General features: G+C 62.2%; 15 protein-coding genes. 11 read left to right on the top strand and 4 right to left on the bottom strand.

What is annotated here, in order from left to right; all coding sequences use genetic code 11:
* Positions 1-3: 3 nt before the first annotated feature.
* Entirely contained in the window at positions 4-132 is a 129-nt protein-coding gene (locus LPW30_RS16045) for a hypothetical protein (protein WP_274520652.1), read from the top strand.
* A gap of 80 nt (positions 133-212) precedes the next feature.
* Here LPW30_RS16045 and dapD read toward each other — a convergent pair whose 3' ends face one another.
* The 4 genes from dapD to map form a co-directional block, all read right to left on the bottom strand.
* Positions 213-1034: a 2,3,4,5-tetrahydropyridine-2,6-dicarboxylate N-succinyltransferase gene (dapD, locus tag LPW30_RS10365; RefSeq protein WP_025281068.1), complete on the bottom strand. Its 822-nt coding sequence runs from the start codon at positions 1032-1034 to the stop codon at positions 213-215.
* A 64-nt stretch (positions 1035-1098) separates the two neighbouring features.
* Positions 1099-2313 carry a succinyldiaminopimelate transaminase gene (dapC, locus tag LPW30_RS10360; protein WP_239680799.1) on the bottom strand — a complete coding sequence of 405 codons (1215 nt, stop codon included), beginning with the start codon at positions 2311-2313 and terminating at the stop codon, positions 1099-1101.
* Positions 2314-2376: 63 nt separating this feature from the next.
* The gene (gene glnD / locus LPW30_RS10355) at positions 2377-5085 is read right to left on the bottom strand and encodes a [protein-PII] uridylyltransferase (RefSeq protein ID WP_239680798.1); all 2709 of its coding nucleotides are present in this window, start codon (positions 5083-5085) and stop codon (positions 2377-2379) included.
* 10 nt (positions 5086-5095) lie between these two features.
* Positions 5096-5866 carry a type I methionyl aminopeptidase gene (gene map, locus LPW30_RS10350; protein ID WP_025281071.1) on the bottom strand — a complete coding sequence of 257 codons (771 nt, stop codon included), beginning with the start codon at positions 5864-5866 and terminating at the stop codon, positions 5096-5098.
* A gap of 206 nt (positions 5867-6072) precedes the next feature.
* On the opposite strand from map, the gene rpsB reads away from it, so the two are divergent.
* The 10 genes from rpsB to LPW30_RS10300 all read left to right on the top strand — a co-directional run bounded on the left by rpsB (position 6073) and on the right by LPW30_RS10300 (position 16348).
* A complete protein-coding gene (gene rpsB / locus LPW30_RS10345) occupies positions 6073-6861 on the top strand; it encodes a 30S ribosomal protein S2 (protein ID WP_025281072.1) in 789 nt (262 codons plus the stop codon).
* Positions 6862-6933: 72 nt separating this feature from the next.
* Positions 6934-7812 (top strand): translation elongation factor Ts, encoded by an 879-nt coding sequence (gene tsf / locus LPW30_RS10340; RefSeq protein ID WP_239680797.1) that lies wholly within the window; start codon positions 6934-6936, stop codon positions 7810-7812.
* A gap of 79 nt (positions 7813-7891) precedes the next feature.
* Entirely contained in the window at positions 7892-8620 is a 729-nt protein-coding gene (gene pyrH, locus LPW30_RS10335) for a UMP kinase (protein ID WP_238624558.1), read from the top strand.
* Positions 8621-8625: 5 nt separating this feature from the next.
* Positions 8626-9183, top strand: a complete 558-nt coding sequence (gene frr, locus LPW30_RS10330) for a ribosome recycling factor (protein ID WP_025281075.1) — start codon at positions 8626-8628, stop codon at positions 9181-9183.
* Positions 9184-9209: 26 nt separating this feature from the next.
* Positions 9210-9962: a polyprenyl diphosphate synthase gene (gene uppS, locus LPW30_RS10325; protein WP_026623407.1), complete on the top strand. Its 753-nt coding sequence runs from the start codon at positions 9210-9212 to the stop codon at positions 9960-9962.
* Positions 9955-10776, top strand: a complete 822-nt coding sequence (locus LPW30_RS10320; RefSeq protein ID WP_025281077.1) for a phosphatidate cytidylyltransferase — start codon at positions 9955-9957, stop codon at positions 10774-10776. Before uppS ends, LPW30_RS10320 begins: the two co-directional genes overlap by 8 nt.
* Before the next feature lie 108 nt (positions 10777-10884).
* The gene (gene ispC, locus LPW30_RS10315; protein WP_025281078.1) at positions 10885-12096 is read left to right on the top strand and encodes a 1-deoxy-D-xylulose-5-phosphate reductoisomerase; all 1212 of its coding nucleotides are present in this window, start codon (positions 10885-10887) and stop codon (positions 12094-12096) included.
* The gene (gene rseP / locus LPW30_RS10310; RefSeq protein ID WP_238624560.1) at positions 12096-13457 is read left to right on the top strand and encodes an RIP metalloprotease RseP; all 1362 of its coding nucleotides are present in this window, start codon (positions 12096-12098) and stop codon (positions 13455-13457) included. Before ispC ends, rseP begins: the two co-directional genes overlap by 1 nt.
* Positions 13458-13463: 6 nt before the next feature.
* Positions 13464-15767, top strand: a complete 2304-nt coding sequence (bamA, locus tag LPW30_RS10305; RefSeq protein ID WP_239680796.1) for an outer membrane protein assembly factor BamA — start codon at positions 13464-13466, stop codon at positions 15765-15767.
* A 62-nt stretch (positions 15768-15829) separates the two neighbouring features.
* Positions 15830-16348: an OmpH/Skp family outer membrane protein gene (locus LPW30_RS10300; RefSeq protein WP_025281080.1), complete on the top strand. Its 519-nt coding sequence runs from the start codon at positions 15830-15832 to the stop codon at positions 16346-16348.
* The last annotated feature ends 4 nt before the right edge of the window (positions 16349-16352 follow it).

The raw sequence follows: 16352 nt of genomic DNA, 5'->3' as shown, positions 1-16352 counted from the left end.
GTCATGATTGATACCACCACCCTGGTCCTGGCCAAGGGCCTGTTGACGGCCGCCATCCTGCTGGGCGGTTGCGCCTGGCAGCTCTGGTCGGTGAAGCGGGCATTGAGGGAGCGGAAGGAGAAAAAAGGCTGACGTGACGGGTCAGCCGCTCTGCCCTCACCCCAACCCCTCTCCCGCCAGCGGGAGAGGGGCGTCAAGGGAGATCCCGGAGCTCAGATGTCCCGCAACAGCTCGTTGATCCCCACCTTGGAGCGGGTCTTCTCATCCACCTTCTTGACGATGACGGCACAGTACAGGCTGTACTTGCCGTCCTTGGAGGGCAGGTTGCCGGAGACCACCACGGAACCGGCCGGGACGCGGCCATAGGTGATTTCGTCCTTCTCCCGGTCGTAAATGCGGGTGCTCTGGCCCAGGTAGACCCCCATGGAGATGACCGAGCCTTCCTCAACGATCACGCCTTCCACCACCTCGGAGCGGGCGCCGATGAAGCAGTTGTCCTCGATGATGGTGGGGGAGGCCTGCAGGGGTTCCAGCACACCACCGATGCCCACGCCGCCGGACAGATGCACGTTCTTGCCGATCTGTGCACAGGAGCCCACCGTGGCCCACGTGTCCACCATGGTGCCCGTATCCACATATGCGCCGATATTCACATAGGAGGGCATCAACACCACGCCCGGGGCGACATAGGAACCCCGGCGGGCAGTTGCCGGCGGCACCACCCGCACGCCACCCTCACGAAATTCCCGTGAGTTCACGTCGCCCCACTTGGAATCCACCTTGTCGTAATAGTTGGTGAAACCACCCTTGATGAACTGGTTGTCATTGATGCGGAAGGACAGCAGCACGGCCTTCTTGAGCCATTCATTGACGACCCACTCACCATCGCGCTTTTCCGCCACCCGGGCCGTGCCCCGGTCCAGCATGTCGATCGCCTCCATCACTGCGTCCCGCAGGCGGGTCTCGGCGTTGCGGGGATTGATCTCCGCGCGTCGCTCGAAGGCGTCTTCGATCAGGGTCTGAATATCACTCATGGAATGTTCCTCTGGTGGTCAAGCCGATTGGTTTGCGGATTCTAAGGGGTGGGGGTTCCCGGTGTCATTGCGCCCGGCAGGGGGCTGACTCCAGGTAACGGCGAATGCGATGGGCGGCGTCGATGCAGTCCTCCAGTGGCGCCACCATGGCCATGCGGACCCGCCCCTGGCCGGGGTTGCCGGACTCAGTGGCGCGGGAGAGGTAACTCCCTGGCAGCACGGTGATGTGTTCCTGGGCAAACAGTGCCCGCGCGAAGGTTTCGTCATCCCCGGGCGTGCGCGCCCATAGATAGAAACCTGCGTCCGGACGCTGTACATCCATGATGCCATCCAGAATCTCCAGTACCGCGTCGAACTTGCGGGTGTATAGCGCCCTGTTGTCCTTCACGTGGGACTCGTCATTCCATGCGGCGATGCTGGCGGCCTGGGTCGGGGGCGCCATGGCGCAGCCATGGTAGGTGCGATATTGGTGAAAGCGATCCAGGATTCGGGCATCCCCGGCCACAAAGCCCGATCTCAGGCCCGGCAGGTTGGAGCGCTTGGACAGGCTGTGGAAGACCACCACACGCTCGAAATTCGGGTCACCGGCCCGGGCCGCGGCGCCCAGCATCCCCGGTGGCGGGGTGGCGTCGGTGAAATGGATCTCCGAATAGCACTCGTCTGCTGCGATGATGAAGTCATGGGCGTGGGCCAGGGCCAGCAGTTGCTGCATGAAGGCTTCGTCCATCACGGCGCCACTCGGATTGCCGGGATTGCAGATGTAGAGCAATTGGCAGTCCCGCCATTGATCCTCGGAGATCGCTTCAAGATCAGGTAGAAAGCCATTGTCTGCGCTCAGATTCATGAACAGCGGCCGGGCCCCGGCCAGCAGGGCAGCCCCTTCGTAGATCTGATAGAAGGGATTGGGCATGAGCACCAGGGGGTTGTTCCGGGTGCGATCCACCACGCATTGGGCCAGGGCGAACAGGGCCTCCCGGGTGCCGTTCACTGGCAGTACCTGGCGCTCCGGGTCCAGGCTGCCCGTGGGCAACTGGAAGCGTTGCCTGGCCCAGTGGCTGATGGCCCGACGCAGTTCCAGCCCGCCACGGGTCACGGGGTAGCGGGCCAGACCCGCCAGGCTGGCCTGCAATGCCTCCAGGGCGATCTCGGGGGCCGGGTGAGCCGGTTCACCGATGGAGAGCGGAATATGGCTCAGATGCGCGGGAGGGGTGATGCCCTGCTTGAGGGCCACAAGCTTCTGAAAAGGGTAGGGTTGCAGGCGATCCAGGTCGGGATTCATGTCTTGGGGGTGCGAAAGGGCGCCATAGTATACGGTAGAAGGCACCAGAGTGAATGGATGCGTCTATACCGCCAATTCCCGGGGAGGAGGGTCCGTCGCGCCAATCTCCAGTGCCTCCCTGAGTCGCGATGCGATCAGCGCCTGGCGTTCGGGGTCACTGATGGGGGTGTCATCCAGATTGGAGATGTAGAAGACGTCATCGGCCTGTTCGCCGGCAGTGGCGATCTTGGCGTTGTGCACCTTCACCTGACAGTCGGTGAGAATGATGCCGATGCGCGAAAGCAGCCCAGGCCGGTCGGCCGTGCTGATCTTGAGCACGGTACGCAGATGATGCGTGTGCGGCGCAAAACTCACCTCGGTGGGTACGTCGAAATGCTTGAGCTGGCGAGGGGTGGAGCGGCGCACCATGTTCGGGCGCCGGTCAGGCTCCTTCAGGCGCTCCTTGAGCAGTCGACCGATCTCCTGAACCCTGAAAGGGTTGTCGATGGGCTGGCCGGTATCCTCCAGGACGAGGAAGGTATCCAGGGTGCGGTGGCTGCTGGTGGTGATGATGCGGGCATCCACGATGTCCAGACCCAGCTGGGTCAGTGCCGTGCTGGTCAGGGCGAACAAATGCGGGTGGTCTTCCGTGTAGAGGAATATCTCGGTACTGCCCCGGGCCGTTTCCTGGCGCACCTGGACCAGGGGCAGGTCCTCTTCGTCCACCTCGTGGATGGCCCGGGTGTGCCAGGCAATCTCATCAGCGGAGTGACGCAGGAAATAGTCCACATCAAAGTCGTTCCAGATGGCGAAACAATGCTCCTCGTCCACGCCCCGGGACTTGAGCAGCTCCAGGGCATGGGTTTGTACCTCGCCCACCAGTTCGTCCTGATCCGGCGGGTTGTCCAGCCCGCGGCGCAGCATGCGCTGGGTGGAGGCATACAGGTTGTTGAGCAGGGAGTTCTTCCAGGAATTCCACAGCTTGGGGTTGGTTCCCCGGATATCCGCCACGGTGAGCAGATACAGATAGTTCAGGCGCATGGTGTTGCCCACCTGGGAAGCGAACTCCATGATGACGTCCGGATCCGAGATGTCCCGTCGCTGGGCAGTGAGGGACATGAGCAGGTGGGCGCGGACCAGCCAGCCCACCAGATTGGCGTCGTACAGGGCGAGTCCGTGGCGCAGGCAGAACTCCCGGGCCTCCTCGGCTCCCAGTTCTGAATGGTCGCCGCCGCGTCCCTTGGCGATGTCGTGGAACAGACCGGCCAGATACAGCAGTTCCGGTTTGGGTATGCGCCGGAAGAGGCGTGAGCACTCGGGCAGTTCTTCATCGTGCTCGCTGCTGGCAAAGCGCCGCAGGTTGCGGATGACGGCCAGGGTGTGTTCATCCACCGTGAAGACGTGGAACAGGTCGTACTGCATGCGCCCCACGATCAGGGCAAAGGCGGGCAGATAGGCGGCCAGCACCCCATAGCGGTTCATGCGACGCAACTGCTCCGTCACGCCGTGGGGTTGGCGCAGGATCTCCATGAACAGGCTGCGGCAGGCCAGGTCCTGGCGGAAATTGTCGTCGATCAGACCACGATGGCAGCGGATCTCGCGGATGGTCGAGGCCCGGATCCCCTTGAGGTCCGGGTGCTGCTGGAGTAACAGGAAGACTTCCAGGAGGGCAGGGGGGTACTGGCGGAACACCCGTGGGTGGGTGATCTCCAGGAATCCGCGCCGGGCCTGGAAACGCCGGTTGATGGGCACGATGTCATCATCGGTTTCGTCCAGCAGAATGGCCTCGCTGAAGTGTTGCAAGAGCATCTCATTGAGCCGTTCCAGTTCCATCACGGTGCGGAAGTACTGCTGCATGAACTGCTCCACGGCCAGATTGTGGTCGTGGTCGCTGAAGCCCAGCAGATTGGCCAGGCGGCGCTGATAGTCAAACAGCAGGCGATCTTCCTTGCGGCCGCTGAGCATGTGCAGTGCAAAGCGCACGCGCCACAGGAAGGCTTGCCCATCCATCAGGTCGTGGTACTCGGCCTGGGTGAGAAAGCCATGGGCCACCAATTCAGCCAGGGCGCTGGAGCCGAAGTGGCGCTGCGTGACCCAGCCGATCATCTGGATGTCGCGCAGGCCTCCCGGGCTCTCCTTGAGATTGGGTTCCAGGCGATAGGCGGTTTCGCCGAAGCGCTGATGGCGGGCCTCCTGTTCGTCCAGCTTGGCGCAGAAAAAGGCCCGACTGTTCCACATGCGCTCCGGGTTGATACGTGACTCCAGTTCGGAAAACAGTGACTCGGGGCCGGTCAGGGGGCGGGATTCAAGCAGGTTGGTGGCCACCGTGATGTCGGCGGCCGCTTCGCGACTGCAGTCCTCCAGGTTACGCACGCTGTGCCCCAACTCCAGGCCGATGTCCCAGAGGAAGGTCACGAATGCGCCCAGGCGTTCCTCGATACCCGGAGAGATCCCGTTCTGGAACAGGATCAGGATGTCCACGTCCGATCCTGGATGCAGGTCGCCTCGTCCATAGCCCCCTACCGCAGCCAGGCCCAGCGTCTCTTCCTGATCCAGGGCCATGCCGGCCCAAGCGCTGATCAGCAGTCGATCCATGGTGGCAGCGCGTGCCTGCACCAGGTCGGTGACATCGCAGCCCTCGGCAAAGGCCGTTTCCAGCGTCAGGCGCACATGGTTGAGGGCATCCACGTAGGTCTGTTTGTCCGGCGGGGAGTGAGCACGCAGGCGCTGCTCCTGCGACTCCCAGTCCAGGCGCTGTTGAATGGATTCCGGCAAGGGCCTCAATGCGGACATGGGACTGCCCTCAGCTGGCGCGCTCGTCCTTGCGCAGAGTCAGAATCTCGTGGCCGTCTTCGGTCACCAGGATGGTGTGCTCCCACTGGGCCGACAGGCTGTGGTCCTTCGTGACCACTGTCCAGCCGTCGGCCAGCAGACGGGTGTGACGCTTGCCGATATTCACCATGGGTTCGATGGTGAAGGTCATGCCTGGCTGCAATTCCATGCCTTCTCCAGGGGTGCCGAAATGCAGCACCTGGGGGTCTTCATGGAACTCCCGGCCAATGCCGTGACCGCAGTACTCGCGCACCACGCTGCATCGTTCGGCTTCGGCGTAGGTCTGCACCGCATGACCGATATCACCCAGGCGGGCCCCGGGGCGCACCATCCGGATGCCCCGCCACAGCGCCTCATGGGCGATGTCCACCACGCGCTGCGCCTTCACCGAGGGCTTGCCGATGACGAACATGCGACTGGTATCCCCATGGTAGCCGTCATGGATCACGGTGATGTCGATATTCAGGATATCGCCGTCCTTGAGGCGGCGTTCACCTGGGATGCCATGGCAAACCTGGTGGTTCAGTGAGGTGCAGATGGAACGGGGAAAGCCCCGGTAATTCAGCGGCGCGGGCGTCGCCTTCTGTACGTTGACAATGTGCTGGTGACAGAGTTCGTCCAGTTCGCCGGTGCTGATCCCGGCCTGCACATGGGGCGCGATCATCTCCAGAACTTCGGCGGCCATGCGGCCGGCCACGCGCATTTTCTCGATCTCTTCCGGGGTCTTGATGGATACGGGCATCAGGTGGGGTCCACGGCGGGTTGGGACGCGCTATGCGTTTGTTGTGAAAGACCGTTTATGGTATAAAGCGCCCGCGCTCCATGCAAACCAGACCGCCGGGAGCGTCCACTCTATCGAATCCACACATACGCCGTCACGCATGGCTGGGTGCCCTTGAAGGGTTGCCATGCGGGGCGTATGGAGGCTCAACCCTCGGGAGAATCATCATGCCTAACGTGACCATGCGTCAGATGCTCGAAGCGGGCGTCCACTTCGGACACCAAACCCGTTACTGGAACCCGAAGATGGATCAGTACATCTTCGGACACCGCAACAAGATTCACATCATCAACCTCGAAAAGACGGTTCCGTGCTTCAACGATGCGATGAACTACCTGGGCAAGATGGCCGCCAATGGTGGCAACATCATGTTCGTGGGGACCAAGCGTTCCGCTCGTGATCTGGTGGCCGAGCACGCCAGACGCTGCAAGATGCCCTTTGTGAACCACCGCTGGCTGGGTGGCATGCTCACCAACTTCAAGACCGTGCGCCAGTCCATCCGCCGCCTCAAGGACCTGGAGGCCATGCAGGAAGACGGTAGCCTGCGGGTGCTGAACAAGAAAGAAGCCCTGATGCGCACCCGCGAGATGGAAAAGCTCGACCGCAGCCTGGGCGGCATCAAGGATATGCCGGGCCTGCCCGACGCCCTGTTCGTGATCGACGTGGGCTACGAGCGCATCGCCATCAGCGAAGCCCGCAAGCTGGGCATTCCCGTCGTGGCCGTGGTGGACAGCAACAACTCCCCCGATGGCGTGGACTATGTGATCCCCGGCAACGATGATGCCATGCGGGCCATCCAACTGTATGTCAGCGCCGCTGCCGATGCCATCAACGATGCCCGGAGCGTGGCCCGTGCCGGCGCCGGCGACGAGTTCGTCGAGGTGAAGGACGAAGCGCCTGCCCCGGCCGCCCAACCCGCGGAAGCCCCCGAAGCCGGACAGGCTGAGGCCAGGTAACTCTTTCCAGGCCCCGCCGATGCCCAGACGGCATCGGCGGGGCGCTGCAAACGAATCTTCAGGAGTATCCCCATGCAGATTACCGCATCCATGGTCAAAGAACTGCGCGAGACCACCGGCGCAGGCATGATGGAGTGCAAGAAGGCCCTGACCGCGGCCAATGGAGACATGGAAGCCGCCATCGAACAGATGCGCAAGTCCGGTGCCGCCAAGGCCGTCAAGAAGGCTGACCGTGTCGCTGCCGAAGGGCAGGTGATGGTGGCCAGTTCCGATGATCATCGTCGCGCCGTCATCGTCGAAGTCAACTGCGAAACCGACTTCGTGGCCAAGGACGAAAACTTCAACTCCTTTGTGACCCAGATTGCCGAACAGGCATTGGCGCAGCAGCCCGCCGATGTGGACGCCCTGATGGCGCTGTCCGGCGCCGAAGGCAGCCTGGAGGAGACCCGTGCAGCCCTGGTGGCCAAGATTGGTGAGAACGTCCAGGTGCGCCGTTTCGAACTTTTCGCCAGCGAAGACGGTGAACTGGCCCATTATCTCCATGGCACCCGCATCGGTGTGGTGGTGGAAATGGTGGGTGGCAATCAGGACCTGGCCCGCGACGTGGCCATGCATATCGCCGCCAGCCACCCCGTGTGCGTTGACGAAAGCCAGGTGCCTCAGGATCTTCTGAAAAAGGAAGAGGCCGTGTTCCGTGCTCAGGCCGAAGAAAGTGGCAAGCCCGCCGAGATCATCGACAAGATGATCACCGGTCGCATCAAGAAGTATCTGGGCGAGGTCACCCTCCTGGGCCAGCCCTTCGTCAAGGATCCCGATCAGACCGTGGGTCAGATGCTCAAGGCCGCCGGTGCTCAGGTACGCCAGTTCGCCCGTTTCGAAGTGGGTGAGGGTATCGAGAAGAAGACGGAAAACTTCGCTGAAGAGGTCATGGCCCAGGCGAAGGGCTCCTGATATTGTTCTAGACAACACCGCCCCAGAACCCGGGGCTCACTGGCCCCGGGGACCGACAATCCAGCCATCAAGGTTACCCATGACTGACGACACCCGCCCTGCCTACAAGCGAATCCTGCTGAAGCTGAGCGGCGAGGCCCTGATGGGGGATCTGGAGTACGGCATTTGCCCGGATGTATTGGGGCGGGTGGCTCGCGAGGTGGCCGAACTGAGCCGACTCGGCATCGAGGTGGCCATCGTCATTGGGGGTGGCAACATCTTCCGGGGGGCAGGGATGGCCCAGGCCGGTATGGATCGGGTGAGTGCCGATCACATGGGCATGCTGGCCACCGTGATGAACGGTCTGGCCATGCAGGATGCCCTGGAACGGGTGGGCAAATTCTGCCGGGTGATGTCGGCGCTCAAGATCAATCAGGTCTGCGAGGACTACATTCGCCGCCGCGCGGTGCGTCATCTGGAAAAAGGGCGCATCGTCGTGTTTGCCGCCGGTACCGGCAATCCCTTCTTCACCACCGATACCGCTGCCAGCCTGCGTGCCATCGAGATGAACTGCGATGTCATGATCAAGGCCACCAAGGTGGACGGTGTCTATGATTCCGATCCCATGCGCCATCCCGAAGCCAAACGTTACGATCGGCTCACCTTTGACGAAGTCCTCACGGCGCGTCTGGGGGTCATGGATGCCACGGCCATCGTCATGTGTCGGGATAACGATATGCCCCTTCGGGTGATCAATATATTCAAGGAAGGGGAACTCATGCGACTCGTCATGGGCGAGCGCGTGGGCACCCTGGTCGAGAGAGGTTGAGTGACATGCTTGATGCCATAAAAGACGATGCTTCCACCCGCATGGGTAAGAGTATTGATTCCCTGCGGCTGGAAATGGCCAAGATCCGCACCGGCCGTGCCCAAACCAGCCTGCTGGACCACGTTCAGGTGGAATACTACGGTAGCGAAGTGCCCATCAACCAGGTGGCCAACGTCAACGTGGAAGACGCCCGTACCCTGACCGTGACACCCTGGGAACGGGATATGGTGAGCAAGGTGGAAAAGGCCATCATGAATTCGGATCTGGGCCTGAACCCTTCTTCCGTGGGCACCGTGATCCGCGTGCCGATGCCGGCCCTGACCGAGGAACGACGCAAGGACCTGGTGAAGGTGGTGCGCCACGAGGCGGAGAACGCCCGGGTGGCGATCCGCAACATCCGGCGGGACGCGAACAGCGATCTCAAGGCCCTGCTCAAGGACAAGTCCATCACCGAGGACGATGATCGCCAGGGCCAGGAGATCATCCAGAAACTGACCGATCAGCACATTGCTGAAGTGGACAAGGTTCTGGCCCAGAAAGAAAAAGAACTCATGGCCATTTGATTTCCACGGATGGATATCAAGACGCAGTGAGCCAATCTCCCGTGAATGCCGCGGGCACGCCGCGCCATGTGGCCATCATCATGGATGGCAATGGACGGTGGGCCCGCTCCCGCTTGCTTCCCCGGACAGAAGGTCATCGTCAGGGCGTGAACGCTGCCCGGATGGCGGTGCGTTACTGCGCCCAGCAGGGCGTCCGGGTTCTGACCCTGTTCGCCTTCAGCAGCGAGAACTGGCGTCGCCCACGTCAGGAGGTGGGCACGCTGATGGATCTGTTCGTGGGTTCCATCGGCCGCGAGGTACCGGAACTGGTGGAGAAGGGCATTCGCCTTCGCTTCATTGGCGATCGCACCACCTTCTCCGCCAAGCTCCAGGCGCGCATGGCCGATGCCGAGGAGCGTACCCGGAGCAATGAGCGTATGGAGCTGGTGGTGGCGGTCAGCTACGGCGGGCGCTGGGACATCGCCAACGCCGCTGCGGCGCTGGCTGAACGGGTGCGGCGCGGGGAGCTTGAACCGGAGCAGATCACCCCCGAAGTCATGGACAGGCATTTGTCCACAGCGGGTCTGCCTGAGCCGGATCTGTTCGTGCGTACCGGAGGCGAACAGCGCGTCAGTAACTTCCTGTTATGGCAGCTGGCTTACACCGAGCTGTTCTTTACCGATGTGCTCTGGCCGGATTTCGATGAAGATGAATTGGGTCGGGCCTTTGAATACTTCGCCGGGCGTCAGCGGCGCTTCGGGCATATCCAGGAACAGGTCGTGGGGACGGGGGATGCTTAAACAACGAGTGATGACCGGCGTGATCCTGGCGGCGGCCGTCGTGGCGGCCGTGTTGCTGCTGCCCAATTCCGTCTTCGCGGTGGTCATGCTGGCGGTGACGCTGCTGGGTGCTTGGGAATGGAGTCGTCTGTGCGGGCTCGATGAAACCCGGGTGCGCGCCGCCTACGTGGGAGGCCTAGCCGTTCTGGGAGGCATCACCTGGTGGCTGGTCTTCGTGCAGGTGCATCTCTGGCCCGTGGCCATTGGAGTCATCTGGTGGGTCTGCGTGCTGGTGATGCTGGCCCTCTACGAGCCAGGGTCCGGGGAGCGTCGGGCCCTGCGTCGGTACGGGCTGGCCTTGGCAGGGGCGTTGACCCTGATCCCCGCCTGGGCCGCATTGGTCTGGTTTCATCAAGTCCAGCCGCTTCTTGTGCTGTATCTGGTGTTGCTCACTGCCACCGCCGATACGGCGGCCTACTTCACGGGAAAGCGCTTCGGTCGGGTGAAGCTGGCACCGTCCATCAGTCCCGGCAAGACCCGGGAGGGCCTGCTCGGGGCCATCGCCGCCATCGTGCCCTTTGGTTTGCTGGGTGCCTGGGGCTTCGGTGTGGAACCCGGGTTGTGGTTTTATTTCGTGGCCCTGTGTGTGATCACTGCTTTGATTTCGGTGGCTGGCGATCTATTCGAGAGCCTGGTCAAGCGGGAGGCGGGAGCCAAGGACAGCGGTACCCTGTTGCCGGGGCATGGTGGGATAATGGATCGCATCGACAGCCTCACGGCCGCAGCGCCGGTCTTCCTGATCGGTCTCTTGTGGGCCGGAATTATGGCAAGATAGCGCTCGGCGAGGGACCGGGATTTCTCCAATCACCCGATCCCTGGCCTCGCACACGCCGGCGGTATCCGTCCGCGTCAACCTGACTGTATGAGTACCGGGAGTCTTTCCATGGCTGCTTCCCCCAAGGGCGTGACCGTTCTCGGCGCCACCGGAACCATCGGCGTCAACACCCTGGACGTGATGGCGCGCCATCCCCAACTCTATCGGGCCGTGGCCCTCACGGCCAACGGTAATGTGGAGCGCCTGGTGGAACAATGCCGCGCCCATCGACCCGCCTATGCCGTGGTGGCCGATCCCCAACACGAAGGCGCCCTGGCCGCCGGATTGAAGGCGGCCGGGCTGGACACCGAAGCCCTGTCGGGGCCCGAAGCCCTGGCGCATGTGGCCGCTCTGCCGGAAACGGATTATGTGATGGCAGCCATTGTGGGCGGTGCCGGCCTGCTACCCTCCCTGGCCGCGGCTCGGGCGGGTAAACGGGTGCTGCTGGCCAACAAGGAGGCCCTGGTCATGTCCGGGCGCATCTTCATGGACCAGATCCGTCAAAGCGGCGCAGAACTGCTGCCCATCGACAGTGAGCACAACGCCATCTTCCAGTGCATGCCGGGCGACTTCGATCGAGGTCTGGGGCGTGTCGGCGTGGAACGCATTCTGCTGACCGCATCCGGTGGCCCCTTCCGTGCCTATGCCGCGTCGGATCTGGAGGCTGTGACCCCGGAGCAGGCCTGCGCGCATCCCAACTGGGTGATGGGGCGCAAGATCTCGGTGGATTCCGCCTCCATGATGAACAAGGGACTTGAACTGATCGAGGCCTGCTGGCTGTTCGATACCAAGCCGGACAAGGTGGAGGTGGTACTGCATCCCCAGAGCGTGATTCACTCCATGGTGTCCTATGTGGATGGCTCGGTACTGGCACAGCTGGGCAACCCCGATATGCGCACACCCATCGCCCATGCACTGGCCTGGCCGGAACGCATTGCCTCCGGTGTGGATCCCCTGGATATCGTGCAGGTGGCCCGGCTGGATTTCGAACGACCCGACATGGATCGCTTCCCGTGCCTGCGCCTGGCCTACGAATCCTTCGAGGCGGGGGGCACTGCCACGGCCATCCTCAACGCGGCCAACGAAGTGGCGGTGGAATCCTTCCTGGAGGCACGCATTCGCTTCACGGACATTCCCCGGGTGATATCCCACTGCCTTGAGACCATGGAACTGGGCACGGCGGATACCCTGGAGGAGGTCCTGGCGGCCGATGAGGCGGCTCGCGCCGTGGCCCGTGCGGTTGTCACGGCAGGTGGTCTTGGCCGGCGGGTCACCGCCTGATGACCTTCTTGATCAGCGTTCTGGCCTTTGTGGTGGCCATCGGGGTGCTGGTCACCGTGCATGAGTTCGGCCACTACTGGGTGGCGCGTCGCTGCGGTGTGAAGGTGCTGCGTTTCTCCGTGGGTTTCGGCCGCCCTCTTTGGAGACGGGTGGCTGGCAAGGACCGCACCGAATACGTGATTGCCGCGATCCCCCTGGGGGGGTACGTGAAGATGCTCGACGAGCGTGAGGAGCCCGTTGCCGAGAAGGACCTGCCTCGTGCCTTCAACCGCCAGAACGTCTGGCGTCGCATCGCCATCGTGATTGCCGGGCCCACCGCCAATTTCCTCTTCGCCATTGCCGCCTTCACCCTGATGTTCATCGTTGGGGTCTCGGGGGTGAAGCCGTTGGTGGGTGAGGTGATGCCAGGGTCCCTGGCAGAACAGGCGGGCTTTGAACGCCAGGATGAGATCCTGCGGGTGGAAGACAAATCCACGCCCACCTGGGAACTCGTGGCCCTGAATCTGCTCGAAAAAGGCCTGGATGCCCGTGAGGTTGATGTGCTGGTGCGCACGGCCGGGGGGCAGGAAGTGTGGCGGACGCTGGATCTGACCGATCGGCGTCAATTGCTGGCGGATGGGCCGCTGCTGGATAAACTGGGAATGGAAGTCTGGCGGCCCTGGTCCGAGCCGGTCTTTGGTGAGGTACTGGCGGATGGGGCGGCTGAACGTGCCGGCGTACGACCCGGGGACCGCATCCTGAGCGTGAACGGTGAATCCATTTCCAGTTGGCAGGCCTGGGTGGAGTATGTCCGGGCGCGTCCTGACGAAACACTGGATGTTCGCCTGCAGAGGAATGGATCTCCCATCACGCTCACGTTGCGGACCGAGGTCCGCAACGACGGAGAAGAGCGGATCGGTCAGATCGGCGCCTGGCCCCGCATGGACGATGAGGCGGTCGAGGCCATGCAGCGGCAGGTGCGCTACGGGCCTTTCACCGCCATTGCCCTGGGTCTGGAACGGACATGGGATATGTCGGTGCTGACCCTGCGGGTGATGTGGCGTCTGATCACGGGGGAGGCCGCAGCCAGCAACATCGCTGGCCCGGTGGGCATTGCCGAATATGCCGGCGTGAGTGCGGTCATCGGCTTTTCCGCATTCCTGAGTTTTCTGGCCATCGTCAGTCTCAGCCTGGGCATCATCAATCTGCTGCCCATACCGATACTGGATGGGGGGCACTTGCTGTATTACCTGGTGGAGATCATCAAGGGCAGTCCGGTCTCACAAACGGTGGAGGCCATCGGTCAGCGTATCGGCCTGGTGATGATTGCCATGCTGATGTCACTGGCCCTTTACAACGATTTCATGCGAATCCTGGGTTGAATCTGAATGTTTCTTGAGGTGCGACGTCTGATCGCCGGCACGGGCCTGGCCATTGCCCTGGCCAGTACCCCCACCATCCTGCATGCCAGCAATGAGCGGTTTGTCATTGAGGATATCGAAGTGGAGGGTCTGCAGCGCATCGCTGCCGGCACCGTTTTCAGCTACCTGCCGGTGGGTGTGGGGGATTCCTTCGATGAGGCCCAGAGTGCCGAGGTGATCCGTGCCCTGTATCGTACCGGCTTCTTCTCGGACGTTTCGCTGCTGCGGCGTGACGGGGTGCTGGTGGTGATGGTGGAAGAGCGCCCGGCCATCAACGAGATTCGCATCAGTGGCAACCGGGACATCAAGACCGATCAATTGATGGATGCCCTGCAGCAGGTGGGCATGGCCCGCGGCCGCGTGTTCAACCGCAGCGTGCTCGAGCGGATGGAGAACGAGTTGCTGCAGCAGTATTTTGCCCGAGGCAAGTACAACGTCCAGGTGGATGTGGAAGTGGACGAGCTGCCCCGCAACCGCGTGGATGTGGTCATTGATATTGCCGAAGGTCGGGTGGCCCGTATCCAGCAGATCAATCTGGTGGGTAACGAGACCTATACCGACCGGGAGCTGACCCGCCGTTTTGATTCCGGGGCGCCACCCTGGTACAACCCCTTCAGCCGACGTGACCATTATTCCCGCCAGCGCCTGTCGGGGGATCTGGAGGAGTTGCGTTCCCGCTATCTGGATTCGGGTTTCGTGAATTTCAATATTGACTCCACGCAGGTCACGCTCACCCCGGATCGCAAGGACATCTACGTCACCATCAATATCGATGAGGGTGATCAATACTCCATCAGCGAAGTGAGTCTGGCAGGCGACCTGGTGGTCAGCGAGGAAGAGCTTCGTGAGTTGCTGGACATCCAGCCCGGGGACACCTTTTCCCGCAGCCGCATCACCCGCAGTGCCAACGCCATCAGCGACCGTCTGGGTGATGAGGGCCATGCGTTCGCCAACGTGAATCCCATCCCCGAACTGGATGAGGAGAATCAGACGGTGGCGCTGACCTTTTTCGTGGACCCCGGGCAACGGGTGTACGTGCGGCGCATCAATTTCAGCGGTAACACCCGTACCCGGGATGAAGTCTTCCGCCGCGAGATGCGACAGATGGAGGGGGGCTGGTATTCCGCATCCAACGTGGATCGCTCCCAGGTGCGTCTGCAGCGGCTCTCGTATGTGGAAAACGTGAATGTGGAAACCCGCCGCGTTCCCGGCACGGAGGATCAGGTGGATCTGGACATCACCGTGCGCGAGCGCCTGTCGGGCAACTTCATGGTGGGTGCGGGTTATTCCCAGAGCCAGGGGGTTCTGTTCAACACCAGTCTCTCCCAGGAAAACTTCTTCGGTACGGGTAACCGGGTCTCCCTGGCCGTGAATACCAGCCGGGTGAGCACCCTGTACAGCCTCTCCTATACCAACCCCTATTACACCATTGACGGCGTCAGCCGGGGCTTCAATATCTTCTATCGGGAAACGGATGCCTTCCGGGCTGACATCTCCCGTTACTCATCCAACCGGTTCGGGGCCAACATCACTTATGGCATCCCGCTGACCGAGTACAACACCTTCCGGATCACGCCCGGGTTCGAGAGCGTGGAGATTCTCACCTCGGACAACACGCCCGACGAGATCTTCGACTATCTGGAGACCGAGGGGGATCGGTTCGACCTTTACACCCTGACGACCAGCCTCAGTCACGATACCCGTAACCGCACGGTGTTCGCGGAGAAGGGCAATCTGCAACGGGGCACGCTGGAATTCTCCCTGCCCGGTAGCGATCTGGAATATTACAAGATCGACTACCGTAACCAGCTGTTCGTGCCGGTGCGGGATAACCTCACCTTCAAGCTCTCCGGAGAGGTGGCGTATGGGGAGTCTTACGGGGATACGTCGGATTTGCCGTTCTTCGAGAAGTATTTTGCCGGCGGTACGCGCTCCGTGCGTGGCTACCGGGATCTCAGCCTGGGCCCCCGTGACAGCCGCGATGACCCCTTCGGCGGCAACTTCCGGGTGCTGGGCGGGGCCGAGTTGATCTTCCCGCCGCCCTTCATGGAGGAGGCGCCCAACGTCCGCATGAGTCTGTTCCTGGACGCAGGGCAGGTCTATCCCAGCTACGATGACTTCAAGGCGGACGAGATCCGTGCCTCGGTGGGCGTCGGCATGACCTGGTTGTCGCCGGTGGGCGCGTTGACTTTCAGTCTGGCCGAGGCGTTAAATGACGAGCCTGGTGACCGCCTGCAGTCGTTCCAGTTCAACATTGGCGCCTCCTTCTGAGATCCGGTGGACCCACTGCACGGGCGTCCCCATAGCCGCGGAGAAAGGGTTTGAAGAGTCATATGTCGCGAATCATCACCGGGCTGGTGCTGGTCCTGGTGCTGATCATGCCCGGGCTCGCGCTGGGGGCAGGTTCCATTGCCTTTGTGAACATCAATCGTGTCATGGATCAGTCGCCCCAGGCGGAAGCCTCACTGAGTGCCCTGGAGGAAGAATTCGCCCCCCGGGATGCGGAACTGGTGGCCGAGCGTGACGCATTGCGTCGCTTGCAGCAGCGCCTGGAGCGGGATACGGACATCATGGGTTCAGAAGAGCGTCTTGAACTGGAGCGGGAATTTCGCAACCGCTCCCGAGAGTTCAAGCGATCCCAGGACATGTTTCAGGAAGACCTGAACGTTCGCCGCAATGATGAACTGGCCCGTCTGCAGCGACTGGTGCACAACGTGATCCTGGAGATCGCGAAAGAGCAGGGCGTGGATCTCGTAGTGACCGAACGCACCGTCCTGTTTGCCAGCGATCGTATCGATATCACCAGCAAGGTGCTGGACGAGTTGCGCCGGCAGCATCGGAACGGTGGTTGATGGG

The organism is Ectothiorhodospira variabilis (assembly GCF_022227625.1).
GTDB classification, from domain to species: Bacteria; Pseudomonadota; Gammaproteobacteria; order Ectothiorhodospirales; family Ectothiorhodospiraceae; genus Ectothiorhodospira; species Ectothiorhodospira haloalkaliphila.
This window is presented reverse-complemented; position numbering and strand designations above follow the sequence as displayed.

Bases quoted from the DNA above. Each gene is read 5' to 3' on its own strand.
- LPW30_RS16045 (WP_274520652.1), top strand. From the start codon at position 4: ATGATTGATACCACCACCCTGGTCCTGGCCAAGGGCCTGTTGACGGCC.
- dapD (WP_025281068.1), bottom strand. From the start codon at position 1,034: ATGAGTGATATTCAGACCCTGATCGAAGACGCCTTCGAGCGACGCGCG.
- dapC (WP_239680799.1), bottom strand. From the start codon at position 2,313: ATGAATCCCGACCTGGATCGCCTGCAACCCTACCCTTTTCAGAAGCTT.
- glnD (WP_239680798.1), bottom strand. From the start codon at position 5,085: ATGTCCGCATTGAGGCCCTTGCCGGAATCCATTCAACAGCGCCTGGAC.
- map (WP_025281071.1), bottom strand. From the start codon at position 5,866: ATGCCCGTATCCATCAAGACCCCGGAAGAGATCGAGAAAATGCGCGTG.
- rpsB (WP_025281072.1), top strand. From the start codon at position 6,073: ATGCCTAACGTGACCATGCGTCAGATGCTCGAAGCGGGCGTCCACTTC.
- tsf (WP_239680797.1), top strand. From the start codon at position 6,934: ATGCAGATTACCGCATCCATGGTCAAAGAACTGCGCGAGACCACCGGC.
- pyrH (WP_238624558.1), top strand. From the start codon at position 7,892: ATGACTGACGACACCCGCCCTGCCTACAAGCGAATCCTGCTGAAGCTG.
- frr (WP_025281075.1), top strand. From the start codon at position 8,626: ATGCTTGATGCCATAAAAGACGATGCTTCCACCCGCATGGGTAAGAGT.
- LPW30_RS10320 (WP_025281077.1), top strand. From the start codon at position 9,955: ATGCTTAAACAACGAGTGATGACCGGCGTGATCCTGGCGGCGGCCGTC.
- ispC (WP_025281078.1), top strand. From the start codon at position 10,885: ATGGCTGCTTCCCCCAAGGGCGTGACCGTTCTCGGCGCCACCGGAACC.
- rseP (WP_238624560.1), top strand. From the start codon at position 12,096: ATGACCTTCTTGATCAGCGTTCTGGCCTTTGTGGTGGCCATCGGGGTG.
- bamA (WP_239680796.1), top strand. From the start codon at position 13,464: ATGTTTCTTGAGGTGCGACGTCTGATCGCCGGCACGGGCCTGGCCATT.
- LPW30_RS10300 (WP_025281080.1), top strand. From the start codon at position 15,830: ATGTCGCGAATCATCACCGGGCTGGTGCTGGTCCTGGTGCTGATCATG.